The sequence below is a fragment of the Pseudomonas sp. 05N433 genome, from assembly GCF_056396925.1.
On the sequence record NZ_JBFTML010000017.1, the window covers coordinates 96,842 to 116,390 of the forward strand.

The 19,549-nt window shown below is 58.4% G+C and carries 15 protein-coding genes, 1 tRNA gene and 1 pseudogene; 9 read left to right on the forward strand and 8 right to left on the reverse strand.

Annotation, left to right across the window (positions count from 1 at the left end):
• Positions 1 to 42 precede the first annotated feature (42 nt).
• The 7 genes from AC1DIS_RS11825 to AC1DIS_RS11855 form a co-directional block, all read right to left on the reverse strand.
• On the reverse strand, positions 43 to 1,623 hold the full coding sequence (locus AC1DIS_RS11825; protein WP_018927668.1) for an ABC transporter ATP-binding protein: 1,581 nt from the start codon (positions 1,621 to 1,623) through the stop codon (positions 43 to 45).
• Between the two features lie 14 nt (positions 1,624 to 1,637).
• Complete coding sequence (locus AC1DIS_RS11830; RefSeq protein ID WP_019578505.1) at positions 1,638 to 2,660, reverse strand: ABC transporter permease; 1,023 nt, start codon at positions 2,658 to 2,660, stop codon at positions 1,638 to 1,640.
• On the reverse strand, positions 2,660 to 3,721 hold the full coding sequence (locus AC1DIS_RS11835; protein WP_018927670.1) for a microcin C ABC transporter permease YejB: 1,062 nt from the start codon (positions 3,719 to 3,721) through the stop codon (positions 2,660 to 2,662). The genes AC1DIS_RS11830 and AC1DIS_RS11835 overlap by 1 nt, the downstream gene beginning before the upstream one ends.
• Positions 3,721 to 5,589: an extracellular solute-binding protein gene (locus tag AC1DIS_RS11840; RefSeq protein ID WP_192351078.1), complete on the reverse strand. Its 1,869-nt coding sequence runs from the start codon at positions 5,587 to 5,589 to the stop codon at positions 3,721 to 3,723. The genes AC1DIS_RS11835 and AC1DIS_RS11840 overlap by 1 nt, the downstream gene beginning before the upstream one ends.
• A gap of 135 nt (positions 5,590 to 5,724) precedes the next feature.
• Entirely contained in the window at positions 5,725 to 6,006 is a 282-nt protein-coding gene (locus AC1DIS_RS11845) for a peptidylprolyl isomerase (protein WP_007933754.1), read from the reverse strand.
• 95 nt (positions 6,007 to 6,101) lie between these two features.
• Positions 6,102 to 6,983: an esterase/lipase family protein gene (locus AC1DIS_RS11850; RefSeq protein ID WP_018927672.1), complete on the reverse strand. Its 882-nt coding sequence runs from the start codon at positions 6,981 to 6,983 to the stop codon at positions 6,102 to 6,104.
• A 285-nt stretch (positions 6,984 to 7,268) separates the two neighbouring features.
• Positions 7,269 to 8,348, reverse strand: a complete 1,080-nt coding sequence (locus tag AC1DIS_RS11855) for a 3-deoxy-7-phosphoheptulonate synthase (RefSeq protein WP_064617101.1) — start codon at positions 8,346 to 8,348, stop codon at positions 7,269 to 7,271.
• A gap of 645 nt (positions 8,349 to 8,993) precedes the next feature.
• Here AC1DIS_RS11855 and AC1DIS_RS11860 point away from each other — a divergent pair.
• The 7 genes and pseudogenes from AC1DIS_RS11860 (at position 8,994) to AC1DIS_RS11890 (ending at position 15,582) form a co-directional block, all read left to right on the forward strand.
• Positions 8,994 to 9,752, forward strand: a complete 759-nt coding sequence (locus tag AC1DIS_RS11860; protein ID WP_477745537.1) for a carbon-nitrogen hydrolase family protein — start codon at positions 8,994 to 8,996, stop codon at positions 9,750 to 9,752.
• Positions 9,753 to 10,196 (forward strand): GNAT family N-acetyltransferase, encoded by a 444-nt coding sequence (locus tag AC1DIS_RS11865; RefSeq protein ID WP_477743959.1) that lies wholly within the window; start codon positions 9,753 to 9,755, stop codon positions 10,194 to 10,196. It begins immediately after the preceding gene.
• 127 nt (positions 10,197 to 10,323) lie between these two features.
• Positions 10,324 to 10,965, forward strand: coding sequence for a response regulator transcription factor GacA (gacA, locus tag AC1DIS_RS11870; RefSeq protein WP_008015884.1), 642 nt, complete (start codon positions 10,324 to 10,326; stop codon positions 10,963 to 10,965).
• A 2-nt stretch (positions 10,966 to 10,967) separates the two neighbouring features.
• On the forward strand, positions 10,968 to 12,791 hold the full coding sequence (uvrC, locus tag AC1DIS_RS11875) for an excinuclease ABC subunit UvrC (RefSeq protein WP_007933764.1): 1,824 nt from the start codon (positions 10,968 to 10,970) through the stop codon (positions 12,789 to 12,791).
• Positions 12,792 to 12,824: 33 nt separating this feature from the next.
• Positions 12,825 to 13,385, forward strand: a complete 561-nt coding sequence (gene pgsA, locus AC1DIS_RS11880) for a CDP-diacylglycerol--glycerol-3-phosphate 3-phosphatidyltransferase (RefSeq protein ID WP_007933765.1) — start codon at positions 12,825 to 12,827, stop codon at positions 13,383 to 13,385.
• A 63-nt stretch (positions 13,386 to 13,448) separates the two neighbouring features.
• Positions 13,449 to 13,524 (forward strand) — tRNA-Gly (locus tag AC1DIS_RS11885).
• A gap of 222 nt (positions 13,525 to 13,746) precedes the next feature.
• A pseudogene (locus AC1DIS_RS11890) lies at positions 13,747 to 15,582 on the forward strand (tyrosine-type recombinase/integrase).
• 124 nt (positions 15,583 to 15,706) lie between these two features.
• On the opposite strand, the gene AC1DIS_RS11895 reads toward AC1DIS_RS11890, so the two are convergent.
• Positions 15,707 to 16,444: a hypothetical protein gene (locus AC1DIS_RS11895; protein WP_477748546.1), complete on the reverse strand. Its 738-nt coding sequence runs from the start codon at positions 16,442 to 16,444 to the stop codon at positions 15,707 to 15,709.
• 408 nt (positions 16,445 to 16,852) lie between these two features.
• Here AC1DIS_RS11895 and AC1DIS_RS11900 point away from each other — a divergent pair, with 408 nt between their 5' ends.
• A complete protein-coding gene (locus AC1DIS_RS11900; RefSeq protein WP_477748547.1) occupies positions 16,853 to 18,613 on the forward strand; it encodes a caspase family protein in 1,761 nt (586 codons plus the stop codon).
• A complete protein-coding gene (locus AC1DIS_RS11905) occupies positions 18,610 to 19,539 on the forward strand; it encodes an endopeptidase (protein WP_477748548.1) in 930 nt (309 codons plus the stop codon). The genes AC1DIS_RS11900 and AC1DIS_RS11905 overlap by 4 nt, the downstream gene beginning before the upstream one ends.
• Positions 19,540 to 19,549 lie beyond the last annotated feature (10 nt).

Sequence of the window (19,549 nt, forward strand, 5' to 3'; positions counted from 1 at the left end):
GAGTGTCCATTTTTGGAAATCAAGATCAAAAGATCGCAGGGATTATGCCAACCCCGGATGCGCCGCCGCCAACAGCTCTTTGGTGTATGGGTGCTGCGGTGATTCGAACACCGTGTGGCTAGCGCCGCTTTCCACCACTTTGCCGTCCTTGATCACGATCATGTCGTGGGCCAGGGCACGCACCACCGCCAGGTCGTGGCTGATGAACAGGTAGGTCAGGCCATATTTCTCCTGAAGCTGGCGGAGCAGGGCGACCACTTGTTTTTGCACCGTGCGATCGAGGGCCGAGGTCGGTTCGTCGAGCAGGATCAGCGCCGGTTTGAGCACCAGCGCGCGGGCAATGGCAATGCGCTGGCGCTGCCCGCCGGAAAATTCGTGCGGGTAGCGATGACGGCTTTGCGGATCGAGGCCGACTTCTTCCAGCACCCGGATTACCTGGGCTTCGCATTGGGCAGGGGTGGACTGGCTATGGACCTCAAGGCCTTCACTGATGATCTGCGCCACGGACATTCGCGGGCTGAGGCTGCCGAACGGGTCCTGGAACACCACCTGCATCTTCTTGCGCCATGGTCGCAGTTGCTTTTGCGTCAGGCCATCCAGCGCCTGCCCCTGAAAGCGAATGCTGCCTTCGGAATCAAGCAAGCGCAGGATCGCCTGGCCGAGCGTGGACTTGCCTGAACCGGACTCACCGACGATGCCCAGGGTCTTGCCGCGCTGAACGTTCAGGCTGATGCCGTCCACCGCTCGCAGGTACGTCTTACGCTGGAACAGCCCGCCACCGAGGGTGAACTGCACTTGCAGATTCTCCACTTCCAGCACGTTTTCACGCTCGTCCCGGGGCAGGGCTTCACCTTCCGGCTCGGCGTTCAGCAGCACGCAGCTGTAAGGGTGTTTCGGCTCGGTGAACAGCGTTTCGCAAGGTGCCTGCTCGACGATTTCCCCGGCGTGCATCACGCACACCCGCTGGGCCATGCTGCGCACCAGATTGAGGTCGTGGCTGATCAGTAGCAGCGACATGCCAAGCTGCTGTTGCAGGGATTTGAGCAGCCGCAGGATCTTGCGCTGCACCGTCACATCCAGCGCGGTGGTCGGCTCGTCGGCGATCAGCAATTCCGGTTCGCAGGCCAGGGCCATGGCGATCATTACCCGTTGTCGCTGGCCGCCGGACAGTTGATGAGGGTAGGCCTTGAGCCGCTCTTCGGGCTTCTGGATGCCCACCAGTTGCAGTAATTCCAGAATCCGCGCTTGCGCCGCTTTGCCACCCAGCCCTTTGTGCAGCAGCAGGGTTTCGCCGATCTGTTTCTCGATGCTGTGCAGCGGATTGAGGGAGGTCATCGGCTCCTGGAATATGATCGCGATCCGGTTACCGCGCAGTTCGCGCAAGACGTTAGCGTCGGCGCCGATCAACTCCTGGCCGCGATAGCGAATGCTGCCGGTGGTTTGCGTACCGTTTTCGGGCAGCAGTTGCAGGATCGAGTGGGCGGTCACCGACTTGCCGGATCCGGACTCGCCGACCAGCGCCAGGCATTCGCCGGGGCGAATGTCCAGAGATAGGTTGCGCACCACGGTCTGGCCACTGAAGGCCACGTTGAGGTCACGGATTTCGATCAGGTTGTCAGTCATTTCACCAGTCCGCTTCAAGAACGAGGGTCAAAGGCATCACGCAACGCCTCGCCAATGAACACCAGCAAAGAAAGAATCAGCGCCAGGGTGAAAAACGCCGTCAGCCCCAGCCACGGCGCTTGCAGGTTCTGTTTGCCTTGGCCAATCAATTCGCCCAGGGACGCACTGCCGGCCGGCATGCCGAAACCGAGGAAATCCAGCGCCGTGAGGGTGGATATCGCCCCGGTCAGGATGAACGGCAGATAACTCAGGGTGGCGTTCATTGCGTTGGGCAGAATGTGTCGCACGATCACCTTGCGGTCGGTCAGGCCCAACGCACGGGCGGCTTTGACGTATTCCAGGTTACGCCCGCGCAGGAACTCGGCGCGCACTACGTCCACCAGCGCCAGCCAGGAAAACAGCGCCATGATCCCCAACAGCCACCAGAAATTCGGCTCGACGAAGCCCGACAGGATGATCAGCAGGTACAGCACCGGCAGCCCCGACCAGACTTCCTGCAAGCGCTGACCAAGCAAGTCGACCCAGCCGCCGTAATAGCCCTGCAATGCACCGGCGGCGATACCGATCAAGGCGCTGATAAACGTCAGCATCAGCGCAAACAGGATCGACACCCGTGCCCCGAAAATCACTCGCGCCAGCACGTCCCGGGCCTGATCGTCGGTGCCCAGCCAGTTGACCTTCGACGGCGGACTTGGCGCCGGTTGATTGAGATCGTAATTGGGCGTGTCGTCGCTGAACGGGATCGGCGCAAACAGCATCCAGCCGTCGCCCTTGTGAATCAGCTTCTGCACGTAATCGCTGCGGAAATCGGCCTGAAACGGCAACTGGCCGCCGAACTCTTGCTCGGTGTGGCGTTTGAACGCCGGGAAGTACAGCGAGCCCTGATAACTGACCACCAGCGGTTGGTCATTGGCGATCAGTTCGCCGCCCAGGGTCAGCAGGAACAAACCGACAAACAACCACAACGACCACCAGCCCCGGCGGTTTTTCTTGAAGCGTTCAAAACGGCGACGGCCCAGCGGCGAGAGTTTGAGCATCAGGCGTTCCTCGCGGCGAAGTCGATACGCGGATCGACCAGGGTGTAGCACAGGTCACCGATGATTTTTATCAGCAGGCCGAACAAGGTGAAGATGAACAGCGAACCGAATACCACCGGATAGTCCCGCGATACCGCCGCTTCGTAACTCATGCGACCCAGGCCATCGAGGGAGAAAATCACTTCGATCAGCAGCGAGCCGGCGAAGAAAACGCTGATAAAGGCCTGGGGAATTCCCGAGACCACCAGCAGCATGGCGTTGCGAAACACATGGCCGTAAAGCACCTGGCGTTCGCTCAAGCCCTTGGCTCGGGCGGTGACCACGTACTGGCGGGTGATTTCATTGAGGAAGGAATTTTTTGTGAGGATGGTCAGGGTCGCGAAGCCGCCGACCACCAACGCCGTTACTGGCAGTACCAGGTGCCAGAAGTAATCGGCGATCTTGCCCACCGTCGACAGCGAATCGAAGTTGTCCGAGACCAGGCCGCGCACCGGAAACCAGTTCAACGAGGTGCCGCCGGCGAAGACCACGATCAGGAACATCGCGAACAGGAACGCCGGCATCGCGTAACCGATGATGATCGCGGTGCTGCTCCAGATATCGAAATGGCTGCCGTGGTGCACGGCCTTGCGGATGCCCAGCGGAATCGACACCAGATAAGTGATCAACGTCGCCCAGAGCCCGAGGGAAATGGTCACCGGCATTTTATCCAGGATCAGGTCGGTGACCGTGGCACCGCGAAAAAAGCTCTTGCCGAAGTCGAGGTGGGCATAGCTCTTGAGCATCAGCCACAAGCGTTCCGGCGCTGGCTTGTCAAAGCCGTATTGCTTTTCGATCTCCTTGATCAGCTGCGGATCGAGCCCGCGGCTGGCCCGAGAGCTGCCGTGCATGGTCTCACTGGAACCGCCGCCGACACTCGCGCCACCGATGCCTTGCAAGTGCGCGATGGCCTGTTCCACCGGGCCACCGGGTGCGGCCTGGACGATGGCGAAGTTGACCAGAAGAATGATCACTAAAGTCGGGATGATCAGCAGCAAGCGCCGCAGTACGTAAGCCCACATCAGTGCGACCCTCCGGATTTGCCGCGCTTGATGAGTTCGGCGGTCATCTGTTCGTTGGTCAGGGGTGTGGAGCTGACTTCCCACCAACTCTCGATGGCTTCGTCATTGCTTGCTTGTACAGAGGGAATGCCGAAGCGGTTCCACCACACGGTCGAACTGCCGGGCGGGTAATAGTTGGGAATCCAATAGAAGTTCCATTGCAGGACACGGTCCAGGGCATGGGCGTAGCGCAGCATGTCGGCCTGGGTGTTGGCGCGGACCAGGCCGTTGATCAACGTATCGACCGCCGGGTTCTTCAGCACCATGTAGTTGTTGGAGCCCGGATCGCTGGCCGCCGCCGAGCCAAAGTAGTTGTACAGCTCGTTACCCGGCGAGTTGGTGACCGGATAGCCGGTGACGATCATGTCGTAGTCCCGGGACATCAGGCGGTTGACGTACTGGGAGGCGTCGATGCGACGAATGTTCAGGTCGATGCCGATTTGTTTCAGGGTGCGCTTGTAAGGCAGCAGCAATCGGTCCATGCCGTTCTGGCTGATCAGGAAGGTGAAGCTCAGCGGTTGGCCTTCGGCGTTGACCAGTTGATCGCCATCGGGTTTCCAGCCGGCCTGTTCGAGCAGGTCCAGGGCTTGCAATTGCTTGTCGCGAATCACGCCGCTGCCATCGGTTTTCGGTGCTTCGAAGACCTGAGTGAAGACTTCGTCGGGGATCTGCCCGCGAAGCGGTTCGAGAATCGCCCGCTCACCCGCGTCGGGCAGTTGTCGGGCGGCGAGGTCGGTGTTGGAAAAGAAGCTCTGCTGGCGGATGTACAGGTCGCGCATCATCTGCCGGTTGCTCCACTCGAAGTCCCAAAGCATGGCCAGCGCCTGGCGCACGCGGCGGTCCTGGAACATCGGGTTTTGCAGGTTGAACACAAAGCCTTGGGACGGTTGTGGTGCCTGCGTTGCCAGGTGGGCTTTTTGCAGACGACCGTCGCGCAAGGCCGGGCTCTCGTAGCCGATGGAGTAGGCGGTGGCGGAGAATTCGCGGTTGTAGTCGTAGGCGCCGCCACGCAGGACCTGACGGGCGACGTCGGTGTCGCCGAAGTACTCGATGCTGAAATGATCGAAGTTGTAGAGGCCGCGACTGACCGGTAAATCCCTGGCCCACCAGTCGGCGTTACGCTCGAAGGTGATGCTGCGCCCGGAGTCGACCTTGCTCACGCGGTACGGCCCGCTGCCCAGCGGCGGCTCGTAACCGCCACCGTTGGCGAAGTCGCGGGTTTTCCACCAGTGTTCGGGAAGCACCGGCAAAGTGGCGATGTCGAGGGGCAGGGTGCGGTTTTCGTTGCTCTTGAAGTCGAACCGAATGGTTTGCGGTGATTCCACTTCGACGCCTTTGACGTCGGCGAATTGCGTGCGATAGCGCAGGCTGCCCTGGGTCATCAGCAGGTCGAAAGTGTAGCGCACGTCTTCGGCGGTGATCGGCTTGCCATCGGCGAAACGGGCCTTCGGGTTCAGGTAGAAACGCAGGGACAGTCCATCGTCGGAACGCTCCATCTGCTGCGCCACCAGGCCGTACACGGTGTAGGGTTCGTCCAGTGAACGCACGGCCAGGGGCGAGTAGATCAAGCCATCGACTTGTGTGACGCCAATCCCTTTGTCGATGTACGGCAGGATGTGGTCGAAATGACCGATTTCCAGCGCCGAGCGACGCATCGTGCCGCCCTTGGGCGCTTGCGGGTTGGTGTAGTCGAAATGACTGAAACCGGCGGGATACTTCGCCGGTTCACCGTACACGGTCAACGCCTGTTGCGGTGCAGCGCTCACACCGGCGGCGCCCAACAGCAGGGCCACGGCAGTGAACAGTAAAGTGGGGAAAGCCAGTCGCATTGTCAGCCTTAGAGCCGGGTGATCGATAAGCACAATTTGTACGCTAGCGGCGCGTCCCTCGCCAGCCGTATCACGTAACGAAAACACAACGGCCCACCAAAAGGCGGGCCGTTGTGGAGAAAACTCAGGGGTTGATCAGTCCTGACGGCTGGTCACTTCCAGCAGGTGGTAACCGAACTGGGTCTTGACCGGGCCTTGCACCACGTTGATTGGCGCGCTGAAAACCACGGTGTCGAATTCCTTGACCATCTGGCCTGGACCGAACGAACCCAGGTCACCGCCCTGGCGGCTTGATGGGCAGCTGGAGTTGGCTTTGGCGACTTCGGCGAAATCGGCGCCGGCTTCGATCTGGGCCTTGAGTTCGTTGCACTTGGCTTCGCTGGAAACCAGGATGTGGCGGGCGGTGGCTTTGGCCATGGGAAAATACTCCATTCAATGTTCAGTAAAGTGCGGAGCCTACCGGATTCAGAGGGCTATTTCTTCTCAAAATGCCGTCCAGCTTAAGGCATTGTCTAAAGCCCGGCATTTCTTAAGCGTTCGGCATGTTGCACATACAGGTCAATGGGGTCGATGCCCTTGCGGACTTGACCTGTGGTCTGGCTGAGGCTGTCCAGATGATCCAGCGGATAGTCGGAACGGATCACTTTACCCAGATGGGAGCTGAACCGGCCGACCATGCCGTCATTCTGCTCGGCTTCGGTGGTGAAGTAGTGGGAGAACGCCCGCAGGAACCCGTGCAGCGGGTTGAGCGCATAGAGCCCTTCGTCGAGGATGTTTCCCTGCAGGGTGCCGCTCCAGGAGTAGTAGCGTACGCCGTTCACCAGTTCGCGACCCTTGCCGCCCCAGGTTTTCGGCAACCCTTGAGGGTACTTGTCGTTGAATGCGCCGACACCTTCGGTGGTCAGCGCGTTGAGTGCGGCGATGGCGTTCTGCGGCAGGTGCCGGTTGCCGCTGAGCAACGACAGGAAGTCGGCGAACAGGGTGGCCACCGCTCCGGCGACCTGTTCTGGCAGGCGCCCGGGCGTCAGCGCCTTGCGCAGGAAGTCGGCCAGTTCTGAGCCGTGGTTCGGCCCGCTGACCGATGTCACTGAAGCGACCATCTGTGGCGCCAGCGCCCCCGCATATCGTGCAGCCAGTGCGCCCTGGCTGTGACCAATCAGGTTGACTTTGCTTGCACCGGTTCCTTGCAGTACCCGTTCGATCTGCACCAGCAACTGTTCGCCACGGGTTTCATTGCTGTGGGTCGCCGACAGGTGCGGGATGAAAACCCTCGCACCGGCGCTTCTCAGGGCCTGTTTGACGTCATGGAACAGTTCGAGTTTGCCGATGCGATCAAAGCCGAAGAGCCCGTGGACCAGCAGGATCGGATAGTCAGTGGTTGCATTCCGTAGCATGTACATTTCCTTTTTCGGAGTAGGTCAGGTGTGTGCTCAAGGGGGCACTCTAAAGCACACCCACCGCTCGGCGATGTATGAAAAAGCCGCTGTAACCTGATGAAAACGGAATAGAAATCGTACGAAAACTCGAATGAGCGTGAGGTCTTGGTCGGAATATCCGGACATCTTTTTAACGATGGCCGAGATATTTCTTTCAATGACCTACCGCTGGTAGGTCATTTTTCCGTGTAAACCGACCCGATCGCCCTGCATCGCGGATCTCGGTGCCACCGCTTACTTTGGCTACTGAGTGCTTCGTTGTGCACGAAGTCGCTCGGCGCCCTGCAACAACAATTGTTCCGTCCCGGTCCAGCCAAGGCAGCCGTCCGTTACCGACACCCCGTACCGCAACGAAGGGCTCAACGGTTGGCAGCCTTCGAACAGATGACTTTCAATCATCATGCCGACCAGCGAGCGATCACCTTGCAGGCGTTGTTCCAGCACGTCGTTGAACACGGCGGGCTGACGTAACGGATCTTTACCGCTGTTGGCGTGGCTGCAGTCGACCATGATCCGCGCCGGAATCTTGAGTCTGGTCAAGTCGCTGTGCACTTTGGCAATGCTGTCGCGGTCGTAGTTCGGCCCGCGATGGCCACCGCGCAATACCAGGTGAGTGTCGGGGTTGCCCGGTGTCTGGATAATCGCAGGATGGCCCTGGCTGTCGACACCGAAATGGCGGTGCGGATGAGCGGCCGAGCGCATGGCGTCGCTGGCGACAGCCACACCACCATCGGTGCCGTTCTTGAACCCTACCGGCATGCTCAGGCCACTGGCCATTTCCCGATGGATCTGCGATTCGGTGGTGCGGGCGCCGATCGCGACCCAGCTCAGCAGGTCGTCAAAGTAACCGGCGGCCATCGGTTGCAGCAGCTCGGTGGCAACGGGCAGGCCCAGTTGGAGCATTTCGCGCATCAATTCGCGGGACAGGGTCAAACCGCCCGCCATGTCATCGCTGCCATCCAGGTGTGGGTCGTAGGCCAGGCCTTTCCAGCCGACCGTGGTGCGGGGTTTTTCGACGTAGGCGCGCATCACCAGCAGCATCTCGTCGCCGACTTGTGCAGACAGACGGGCCAGGTTGGCGGCGTATTCGAGGGCAGAACGTGGGTCGTGAATCGAGCAGGGACCGACGATCACCAGCAGACGGGAGTCTTCACCGTTGAGGATCGCGCGGACGGCCTGGCGGTGGGCGGCGACTTGTTGGGTCAGGGCATTGCTGAGTGGCAGTTGCTGTTTGAGTTGCAATGAGCTGGGCAGACGCAAGGTCAGCGCTTCATTGGCAGGGCTCAAGGTGGACAGCGGCAGAGCAGAGACGGACGAGTTCATATTCAGGCTTCCTGGGCTGGCGGCGGGGTCGTCCCGCGCGCTCGGCCCTAGTGGGGTGTTCGACAATTGGCCGGATTGGCTGCGTGTGTGTGCTTGCCACCTGTGGGTGACCGATCGGAGGCGGCAGGCTGTCCCGAGCGGAAGCTGGTAAATCGCCAGGCGGTAAAAGTGTCGTAACGGTAATAAGTGGCGTAATTCATGTCGTAAATCCTCAAGTTGTCTGGTGTAACGCAAAAAATGTTCAGGGCTGAAAAAACAAAACCCCCGGTCGGGAGGCCGACCGGGGGTTGAGAATTCTCTGGTGGCGACCCGTTTAAAGTGGGCGCCGTGTGGGTATCAGGCGCGCCAGTGGCTAAACCAATACCCAAAATAAAAGCTGACCGAAGCACAAACGTCATTCACCCGGGCAGCCGCAACCGAGCGCGGGACGCTGGTGGTACGAAGCGGTGAGAGGGCGTTGAACATGGTCTGTCTCCGATGAATGAGCCGAGCTTACTAGAGGCCGGTGCGCGGATTCAATCAGAAAATGCTATCGGGCATCACGGGACGTTTCTATCGGTTGGGTACGTCGCGGGTTGTGACACACTTTACGCAACGGGCGGCGTGTAACCGGCGTCCAAACCATCAACGTCACAAGGACGAACCATGACGACACTGACCATCGCCGCCGCACAATCGATCTCCGTCGCTGGTGATCTTGCCGCCAATATTGCCCGGCACCTGCGCTTCATGCAGGTTGCCGCGGAGCGGGGCGTGCAATTTCTGGTGTTTCCAGAACTGTCGCTGACCGGGTACGAGCGTGGTCTGGCAGCGGAGCTGGCCATCGTGCCAGACGCCAGAGTGCTGCAACCACTGCGCGATTTTGCGCGGGAGGTCGGTGTGACCGGTGTCGTCGGGATGCCGATTCGTCTGTCGGACGATTCGCCGGTGTTGATCGGTGCCCTGGTATTGGGGGCCGATGGTTCGCTCGAGATCTACAGCAAGCAGCATTTGCACCCAGGGGAGGAGGTGGCATTTGCCCCGGGAACAGGCGGTTCGACGTTGAAGATCGGTACCGACACCGTCGCGTTGGCGATATGCGCCGATTTTTCTCACGCCAGTCATGCAGCCGCCGCGGCACGGCAGGGCGCTGATCTTTATGCCGCGGGCGTGTTGATTACAGAAAGCGGCTACGCTCCAGATACCGCACTGTTGCAAGGTTATGCCCGCACCCACTCGATGGCGGTACTGATGGCCAACCATGGTGGCGCAACGGGTGGCTGGGAGTCGGCAGGGCGTAGTGCAATCTGGGCGGCGGACGGCTCGTTGGTTGCGGCGGCACCGGGGACGGGGAATCTCATGGTGGTTGCTCGTCGCAATGCTGACGGCTGGAAGGGGCAAATCGTGACTGTCGCGGAGGCTTGAATGGGGTTCGAATTGCGCCCGGCAACGTCTCGTGACCTGGACTTCGCACGTGACCTGACTTGTCGAAATATGCTGCGCTACTACATTCAACATGAACTGTTGTGGCAGGACGAGGCTTTCGATGTTGCTTGGGAGGGACGCGAAAACTGGCTGATTGTGCGTGATGACACACTGATGGGGTATGTCAGCCTGAGCCGTGACGCCAGCGCCTTGTATATCCGCGAATTGCATTTACTTGAAGCGTACCGGGGGCTGGGCGCCGGTTCGTGGGTGATCGATCAGGTATTCGCCATGGCCTGCAAGGAACGGCGCCCGGCATTGCGTCTGACCGTATTTGAAAATAATCCGGCAAAAATACTTTACGAGAGAAAAGGACTGAAGGTGGTCGGCAAGGACCAGTGTTTCCTGAGAATGCAGCGTGATATCAATGGACTGCATCGCTGAAACACACTGCCAGCAAGCCTCGCCAGAAGAATTGACACTTTTTATATGCTGCTTTCCGCTAGGTCTGCCAGTCGCTTTTTGCTAAGGTGTCCGGCAACCCAATAAGACCAAATCGCGAGGTGTCTGCTTGATTAGGGTGCTAGTAGTCGATGACCATGATCTCGTTCGTACAGGCATTACACGAATGCTGGCTGACATCGATGGCCTGCAAGTAGTCGGTCAGGCCGAGTCGGGAGAGGAATCCCTGCTCAAAGCGCGTGAGTTGAAACCCGATGTGGTGCTGATGGACGTCAAGATGCCCGGGATCGGCGGTCTTGAAGCCACGCGCAAATTATTGCGCAGTCATCCCGACATCAAAGTCGTCGCGGTCACCGTGTGCGAAGAAGATCCGTTTCCTACCCGCCTGTTACAGGCAGGTGCCGCGGGCTACCTGACCAAGGGCGCCGGACTGCCGGAAATGGTCCAGGCCATTCGCCTGGTGTTTGCCGGGCAGCGCTATATCAGCCCGCAAATTGCCCAGCAACTGGCGATCAAATCGTTCCAGCCAACCAACGATTCGCCGTTCGACGCCTTGTCTGAGCGGGAAATCCAGATTGCGTTGATGATTGTCGGCTGTCAGAAGGTGCAGATCATCTCCGACAAACTGTGCCTGTCGCCAAAAACAGTGAATACCTACCGTTACCGTATTTTCGAAAAGCTTTCGATCAGCAGCGATGTCGAGTTGACGCTGTTGGCGGTTCGTCACGGCATGGTTGATGCCAGCCTCTGAAAATGACTGAAACCTTCGATCCAAGTGCTTTTCTGTCGACGGTCAGTGGGCGGCCGGGTGTCTATCGCATGTTCGACAGCGATGCCCGTCTGCTTTATGTCGGCAAAGCCAAGAATCTCAAGAAACGTTTGGCGAGTTACTTCCGCAAAACCGGTCTGGCCCCCAAGACCGCCGCGCTGGTAGGCCGTATCGCCCAGGTCGAAACCACCATCACGGCCAACGAAACAGAGGCCTTGCTACTCGAGCAGACGCTGATCAAGGAATGGCGCCCGCCGTACAACATCCTGCTGCGCGACGATAAGTCCTACCCTTATGTCTTTCTCTCGGATGGCCAGTTCCCGCGTTTGAGCATCCATCGCGGAGCGAAAAAGGCCAAGGGCAAGTATTTCGGCCCTTACCCCAGCGCAGGAGCGATCCGCGAAAGCCTGAGCCTGCTGCAAAAGGCTTTTTTTGTACGTCAGTGCGAAGACAGCTATTACAAGAACCGCACGCGACCTTGCCTGCAATACCAGATCAAGCGCTGCAAGGCGCCGTGTGTCGGCCTGGTCGAGCCCGAAGTGTATGCCGAAGATGTTCGCCACTCGGTGATGTTTCTTGAAGGGCGCAGCAACGCGTTGGCGGACGAGTTGTCCGCGGCCATGGAGGAAGCGGCGGTCAATCTGGAGTTCGAACGGGCCGCCGAATTGCGCGACCAGATCTCATTGCTGCGGCGGGTCCAGGACCAGCAGAGCATGGAAGGCGGGACGGGCGATGTCGATGTGATCGCAGCGTTCGTCAATCCGGGTGGCGCCTGTGTGCACTTGATCAGCGTACGCGGCGGTCGGGTGTTGGGGAGCAAGAACTTCTTCCCGCAGGTGGGTATTGAAGAAGACGTTTCCGAAGTCATGGCGGCGTTTCTCGGCCAGTACTTCATCAGCAGTCCCGAACGCGACTTGCCGAGCGAGCTGATCGTCAACGTGGTTCACGAAGACTTTCCGACCCTGATTGCGGCCATTGAAGAGCTGCGCGGTCGTGAACTGACCATCAGTCATCGTGTACGGGGCACCCGCGCGCGCTGGCAGCAATTGGCGGTCACCAATGCCGAACAGGCGCTGGGCGCACGTCTGGCGAACCGGCAACACGTCGCGGCACGTTTCGATGCCCTGGCCGAAGTGCTGAGCCTGGACGAGCCGCCGCAACGTCTCGAGTGCTACGACATCAGTCATTCCAGTGGCGAGGCCACCGTGGCGTCGTGCGTGGTGTTCGGCCCGGAAGGCCCGATCAAGTCCGACTACCGCCGCTACAACATCGAAGGCGTCACGCCAGGCGACGACTATGCCGCGATGCACCAGGCCCTGACCCGACGCTTCAGCAAGTTGAAGGACGGGGAGGGCAAACTGCCGGACATTCTGCTGGTCGACGGTGGTAAAGGTCAGCTGTCGATGGCCCGTGACGTGCTCAATGAGCTGGCCGTGCCCGACCTGATTCTGCTGGGCGTGGCCAAGGGGGCGACGCGCAAGGCCGGTTTCGAAACCTTGTACCTCAACGATGCGGCCCATGAATTCACCTTGCGCGGTGATTCCCCCGCGCTGCATTTGATCCAGCAGATCCGCGACGAAGCTCACCGTTTTGCCATCACCGGGCACCGTGCACGGCGCGGTAAAACCCGCCGCACCTCGACGCTTGAGGGGGTTGCCGGTGTCGGACCGACACGTCGACGGGATTTGTTGAAACATTTTGGTGGATTGCAGGAGCTGTCTCGTGCCAGCATCGAAGAGATCGCCAAAGCACCCGGGATCAGTAAAAAGCTCGCAGAGTTGATTTATGCAAATCTGCACAGCGAGTAGAATGCCCAACTCACCTCGTAGCCAGTTGTGTCGATGAATATCCCTAATCTGATTACCGTTCTACGCGTCCTGCTCATCCCGATCTTCATTTTGCTGTTTTACTTGCCTTACCACTGGAGCTATCTGGCGTCGGCTTCGGTTTTTGCCTTTGCCGCCGCGACCGACTGGCTGGACGGGTATCTGGCCCGACGTCTGGAACAAAGCACACCGTTCGGGGCTTTCCTCGATCCTGTTGCGGACAAGCTGATGGTCGCCGTTGCGCTGGTGCTGCTGGTGCAAGAACACGGCAACCTGTGGCTCACACTGCCGGCCGCCGTCATCATCGGTCGCGAGATCGTCGTATCGGCACTGCGCGAGTGGATGGCCGAACTCGGTGCCCGTGCCCATGTGGCGGTATCGAACCTGGGCAAATGGAAAACCGCCGCGCAAATGCTGGCGCTGGTGATCCTGCTGGCCAATCCGTCGGACTTCAGCTTCTGGGTCCTGATGGGCTACGCTTTGCTGATGGTGTCCGCTGGCCTGACCTTGTGGTCCATGGTCCAGTACTTGCGGGCCGCCTGGCCGCATCTGAAGACGGATGTGGAAAAGAAATAAAACTTTTTTGAATCAAGGGGTTGACGGGGCATCTGGATTCTATAGAATGCGCCTCACCAAGACGCGGGAATAGCTCAGTTGGTAGAGCACGACCTTGCCAAGGTCGGGGTCGCGAGTTCGAGTCTCGTTTCCCGCTCCAATTATTGCGCTGCAGAGTTCCACTGAATTCTGTAAGCGATTGAAATCAGGGCCTTCGGGTCCTTTTTTCGTTCCGGCGGGAACAACTGAAATCCAGCACTATCCGGTGCGTTTAAGTCCAGGATTAAGTCCAGGATTCTGATGCGTACGGAATCGGTTTGTTGCTGGAGCAGTTTACGTAGCGAGATGAGCATCTGGCCCTGACTCTGTTCAGGAGCTCGCGATGGCACTCTCAGAAATGTCTATTCGGCACGCCCGAATCACTGGTATTGACTACACGCTCGGTGACAGTGACGGCCTCACGCTCAATGTGACGGCCAGCGGTGGAAAGATCTGGCTTTTCCGTTACTACTGGACGGGCAAGCAGAAGCGCATGTCCTTGGGTTGTTACCCGCAAATTAGCCTCAAAGAAGCGCGTACCCGTCGTGATGAAGCGCGTGCCTTGGTTGCCCAAGGCATCAATCCCTATGAGCACCGTAAACAGCAGCGCCGTGCTGTTCGTTTTGCGACAGAGCATACCTTCGAGGCCGTGTTCGATCAGTGGGTGGAGTTCCGCAGGCTGAGCCTAAAGGAAGGGCGCCAGAGCACGCTCTCGCAAATCTTGAGAATCTTCAATAAGGACGTCTTGCCCACCCTGGGTGGGCGGTCCATCTACGATATCGGTCGTCACGATCTGCTGGATTTGCTAAGCAGGATCGAACAACGCAAGGCATTAACGACAGCTGAAAAGTGCCGGACCTAGTTCAACCAATTATTCCGCTATGCGCTGGTGAAGATCGAGGGGCTGGAACACAATCCGGCTTCAGACCTCGATGTTGTCGCACTCCCCAAACCTCCGGTGTCACACAATCCGTTTCTTCGTATGGACGAGCTGCCTGCGTTGATGACTGCTCTCCGAAACTATGGTGGAGCGAACCAAACACACCTTGGCCTTCGATTGTTGTTGCTGACCGGTGTCCGCACGGGTGAGCTACGCTTGGCGACACCCGACCAGTTCGATCTGGAGCAGCGGTTATGGATCATACCGGCGGAGGTGGTGAAGCAACTCCAGTTAGCTATGCGGAAGCCAGGTAAGCAGGTCGCTAATATACCGCCCTACATCGTCCCGCTCTCGGTCCAGGCGCTTGAAATAGTGCGCCAGATGCTGAGCCAAGTTGTCCCTGCGCAGCGTTATCTGTTCGCGCACCGGAGCGACCTAAGCAAGCGCATTAGCGAGAACACCTTGAATGGAGCGTTGCGTCGAATGGGGTATGCCGACCAACTGACCGGTCATGGGATGAGGGCTACGATTTCGACGGCGCTTAATGAGATTGGCTACCCCAAGGTATGGGTCGACGCGCAGCTTTCTCATGCCGATCCAGACAAGGTGAGTGCGGCCTACAATCACGCGGAATATGTCGAGCAGCGTCGGACCATGATGCAGGATTGGGCGAATAGATTGGACCTTTGGGGGCAGGGGAAACCGAAAGCAGCAAGTTCTCCGCTGACTATTCGTTTGGAGGGCGCAGCTTCGCTGCCCTTACTGGAAAACGCGAACGCAAATGCCGTTCTATACAGCAGCTTTCCACCGGCTACCGCCCCAGCGACGATGCTGATCAGTAGCGAGAAGGTCCCCATTGGGTCCAACCAATCGCCTGTCGTGCCCGCTCCAATGCAAACTGAAAAACCTCACAAATCTCACGTGTCTGAAATCCAGCGTGAACGGGCCGAAATGTTGGCCACGTTTGAGGCTTCGAGTAGCTTGCCGCTGCTGGTCTTCGCCAGACTGGCAGGTAAATCACGCGATCAGATCAATCGCGATATCAAGTCTCGACGTCTTCTGTCCCTGAGCTTGGGGAATCGTGGTCAACGTATTCCCGATTGGCAGCTTGACCCATTGCGGCACAAGTTGGTGCTTGCCGCGTTAGCGCGATTTCCGGATGTGGATGCATGGACTCTTTATCGGGCTCTCTGTATGCCTCATAAGCGACTGAAAGGTCGTTCGCCAATCGATGGGCTCACTATGGATAATTTCGAGTTTACCGCGCGGATTGTCTGCAGGGTCCTGGGCTCGAACTGATATTCCCGTTGCTCGAACAGATCGATAATCAGCTCTCGCTAACCGAGATGACCCAGAAGGAGGCGAGCTATCGGCTGTTGTCCAGTGACACCGCCGAGCCGGTGTCGTCCATCTATCTGAAACTCTATACGTTTATGATGGCGAGGATGTTCTCTCTCGGTATACCTACCCCGTTTCCTATGAAGGTATGTGTAAGATGTGTATCTCCATTCTCGGAAAGGAGGTAACCCCAAAGTACAGAGCAATAGGTTTCGAGGTCTGAGGTTGCGCCTTTGAATTTCACTACGACTGGCTTCAGCTTTTCTCGAATGACCCCGTCGAGGTCAATCAAATCGCCATGTCCCACAAAACTATTTCCCCAGAGATCTTGAATGGCCTCTGGTATCTGGTAGCGAATGCCGTTTTCACTCGAGCTTGCCGCAGCTAGGGTGTTCCAAGCGTAAGGTCCCGTGCCCTTTGCCGTTGAGCCTTCAAGCTCACTTCGAAAAGCTACTATTCTGCAGCTTTCCTTGAGTGCTGCCTCTCTATTCTCTTCTGGAATCAACGCCGAAATCTTTTCGATAAACCGCCTAATACCGGCAGACGAGCCAAGTAGTCCCTCATCAAACCATGAGGGAGACCCGTCGTAGCTCGTCGAATGATAGTAAGCGGCATGCGTTAGTTCGTATCGAGGAGTTGACTTCAATAGCTGGTTAATTACAGCAGGGAAGTAAGGCGATAAAAGCTCTGTGTCGCTTTTCGCTATTTCGACTATATCGGGGTGAGTAAGGATTCTTTCAATTTCTTTCTCTGTGACGGTGTAGATATTCGCGAGAGATCTGAATGCATCTTCTTTATTATCACAGCTAGGGATAAAGCTCATCTCAAAGGCTCCCGGCCTGCTCGTTGGAGGTGCGGCAGGGAGAATAGCAGGTCGCGTTGTGATTACGGATAGATCCAGGCGACTCGGCCTTTGAGCAGCGACCCGTCATCCAGATCATTCTCTATGAGGCCACCTGAATCTTCCCTAGTTTTGTAGATGCCCTGATCGGACGCTATGGGGCGTGGATTCAACCGGAGGACGGCTAAAGCCGAAATAATACATATTCGAAATTAATCTGTTTGGTAACTATCGGTGTGCTATTCCAAGTGAAGCAAGCCCTGACTCTCCAGAAAGACAATTATCCTTTACTGGAATCAACGCCACTTGACGCTCCGCGCGAATTACTTCGCCATGTACCGCTTCGTGCGAGATGCTTGGATTGAAATACCATGATTTCCGAGGAAAAAGATGGAGCGAGCAGTTGTCCTGATCGGTGTTAGTAAAATCCGGGGCTTGCCGGAACTTTCCGCCGTTGGGGAAGGAATCAGGCAGATGAAACGATGGGCCGAGTCTCAGGGTATCGGCGGAGACTACCTCATAGTGCTATGCGACGAAATCTCTGGCGAGGTGCGGGCCCATCAGGTGAGCGACGCGATCGCGGAGCTGGTCGGGCGTGGCACCGTTGGACAACTCATCGTCTACTTCGCGGGACACGGCATTCATAACCGCGGCGAGCGCTGGCTGCTGTCGCGTGCGCCGATTAGCACGGGAGAGGCGGTCAACGTAGAGGGCAGCATCCAGCTCGCGCGCTATTGCGGCATCCCTCACGTCGTACTCATTTCGGATGCCTGCAGAACGGCGCCGGATGGTATCCAGGCCACGCAGGTAACGGGCACCGAAATTTTCCCGAACGACGTAACCTGCGATTTTGAACAAAAAGTCGATGTTTTTTTCGCGTGTTCGCGTGGCAACGCTGCCTATGAGATACGCAACGTCACCGAGTCCGCCGAACGCTACGGCGCGATCTATTCTGAAGCCCTCGTCGAATGCCTGCGCGGTATGCACGGCGGAATCATCGAACCCGAGACGGACGAGACGTCCCGCACAGGCGTGATCCGCGCGGACCGCTTGCACGAGCAGTTGAAGTGCCTGGTTCCGGCGCGTCTGGAAAAGCGCTTCGGTCCACTTAATCAGCTCAACCAGATTCCGGATGCGCGCATCGTGTCGCGCAAGGAATGGCTGTCGAAAGTGCCTTTGCAACTTCGCATGCGCGGACACGGAGCGTCGCTGTCGCCAAGACCCTCGCCAGCGGATGTGATTGAAAAAATGATTTCCGGGACGGTCACTTCTGAACGAGTTCAAAAGTACTTATTGCCGCCGCCCCTGCCTTGGAGCGTCGAGATGAGTTCGTTCAGGTCTTGCTTTCAGCGTCGGCTCATGGAGCGAGACACGCCCTTTAAGATTCAGGGCTGCAGTTTCGAGGTGTTGGGTGAAGAACTGCGCTCAGTAGCTGTTCCTTCGACCGCGACGGCTACAATGCATCCGTCGAAATTGGCCGCGACCATAAAAACGGACGAGCCCGTCGTGAATGTACTGCTACGGTTCAGTAGCGGCGCCGTTACAGTGCTTCCCACCATCGCCGGGCTACAGACGCGACTTGTATTTGAGCCTGGTCATCCGACCGGGGCAGGAACCAGCTTGCTCGTGGACGTAAGTTACCAACTGGTCGGAGGCCGGGACGCGGGTTGCGAGAAAGCATGGGATTTCGGACTGGACGACCTCAGGTCCGCAATTTCGGCGGCTGCCAACGACGGACAATTGCGCCTTAACGAATCGGTGCTGGATGCGTTGACGGACTACGTCTGCACTCCGTCCAATGAAGATATTGGGCTCGCGCTCTACTGCGCTTACTGCTGTCACGAAGCGCAACGATCCGATCTGATTCGCCGGCTTGCCGGAATGGTCGAGATACGCTTCGGCGCGAGGCTGTTCGACCTGAACCTGCTCGGCTGGGGTGGCGCCCCGTCCGTCCCTTTACGTATCACGCACGGCAGCCCTGGCTTGCCGTTGCTTTCCCAGGGTTGGGCCCTTCTGCCTGCCTTCCGCACTTGCATTCCGGAGGCGCTCTTATCGCTCGAACGATATCTGCTTCCGTCACTGTGGACCTTGTTCGAGGCAAGGGCTCACGACCCGATCTACACCGCAATGATACAAGGGGAACTCCAGTGAAGTGCAACCTAGTATTCGTGCACGGCCGCTCGCAGGAAATGAAGGATGCCTCAGCCCTGAAGAAAGAGTGGTTGGAGGCGTTAGACTCCGGACTCGCGTCGGCCGGCCTGTCTCTTCCGCTGCCGGCCGAGGATGTACACTTTCCCTATTACGGGCAGACGCTCTACGATCTAGTAAACGATACTCCAGCCGAGCATGTCGCCGAAGTAATCGTACGAGGCGCCGCGCAAAGCAGCGCCGAGCGAATCTTCATTCAACAAGTGCTCGAGGAGGTGGCGGCGCTTAGTTCGCTCACACCTAAGCAGATCGAGGCCGAGGACGAGAACCGCACCGTCGCTCGCGGCATGCTCGACCACGAGGCATACCTGCTCGCAATTCTGAGGGCGCTGGACCGCAACGTACCCTTCGCCAGCGGCGCGAGCATCGCGCTCGCCACCCGCGACGTGCATCGATATCTGACGCGCCCGGGTATCCGCGACCGCATTGAGGCTGGCGTGCGCACGGCATTGAGCGTGGACACGCCGTCGGTGGTAGTGGCGCATTCGCTCGGCACGGTGGTCGCGTATAACCTTTTGCGCCGCGAAGCCGAAACGTGCGGCTGGAAAGTGCCAATGCTGATCACGCTGGGATCGCCGCTCGGCGTGCGGGCCATTCGTTTGCGCCTTGCGCCCATCGTGCATCCCGTGGGTGTCGCAGCATGGTTCAACGCACGCGATCCGCGCGACTTGGTTGCGCTTCATCCGCTCGACACGGAATCGTTTTCTATCAAGCCGGCGATCGAGAACAAGAACGACGTCGTGAACGACACCGAGAACCGTCACGGCATTTCCGGTTATTTGCGCGACCCGGAAATTGCCCGACGCATTCACGATGCGCTCACTTGCGCCAGCGAGCACCACGTGCCGCATAGGAGCGACATCGATTGACAACATGACA

Bases quoted from the DNA above. Each gene is read 5' to 3' on its own strand.
- AC1DIS_RS11895 (WP_477748546.1), bottom strand. From the start codon at position 16,444: ATGAGCTTTATCCCTAGCTGTGATAATAAAGAAGATGCATTCAGATCT.
- uvrC (WP_007933764.1), top strand. From the start codon at position 10,968: ATGACTGAAACCTTCGATCCAAGTGCTTTTCTGTCGACGGTCAGTGGG.
- AC1DIS_RS11855 (WP_064617101.1), bottom strand. From the start codon at position 8,348: ATGAACTCGTCCGTCTCTGCTCTGCCGCTGTCCACCTTGAGCCCTGCC.
- AC1DIS_RS11835 (WP_018927670.1), bottom strand. From the start codon at position 3,721: ATGTGGGCTTACGTACTGCGGCGCTTGCTGCTGATCATCCCGACTTTA.
- AC1DIS_RS11825 (WP_018927668.1), bottom strand. From the start codon at position 1,623: ATGACTGACAACCTGATCGAAATCCGTGACCTCAACGTGGCCTTCAGT.
- AC1DIS_RS11900 (WP_477748547.1), top strand. From the start codon at position 16,853: ATGGAGCGAGCAGTTGTCCTGATCGGTGTTAGTAAAATCCGGGGCTTG.
- AC1DIS_RS11845 (WP_007933754.1), bottom strand. From the start codon at position 6,006: ATGGCCAAAGCCACCGCCCGCCACATCCTGGTTTCCAGCGAAGCCAAG.
- AC1DIS_RS11865 (WP_477743959.1), top strand. From the start codon at position 9,753: ATGGGGTTCGAATTGCGCCCGGCAACGTCTCGTGACCTGGACTTCGCA.
- AC1DIS_RS11840 (WP_192351078.1), bottom strand. From the start codon at position 5,589: ATGCGACTGGCTTTCCCCACTTTACTGTTCACTGCCGTGGCCCTGCTG.
- AC1DIS_RS11830 (WP_019578505.1), bottom strand. From the start codon at position 2,660: ATGCTCAAACTCTCGCCGCTGGGCCGTCGCCGTTTTGAACGCTTCAAG.
- AC1DIS_RS11860 (WP_477745537.1), top strand. From the start codon at position 8,994: ATGACGACACTGACCATCGCCGCCGCACAATCGATCTCCGTCGCTGGT.
- pgsA (WP_007933765.1), top strand. From the start codon at position 12,825: ATGAATATCCCTAATCTGATTACCGTTCTACGCGTCCTGCTCATCCCG.
- AC1DIS_RS11850 (WP_018927672.1), bottom strand. From the start codon at position 6,983: ATGCTACGGAATGCAACCACTGACTATCCGATCCTGCTGGTCCACGGG.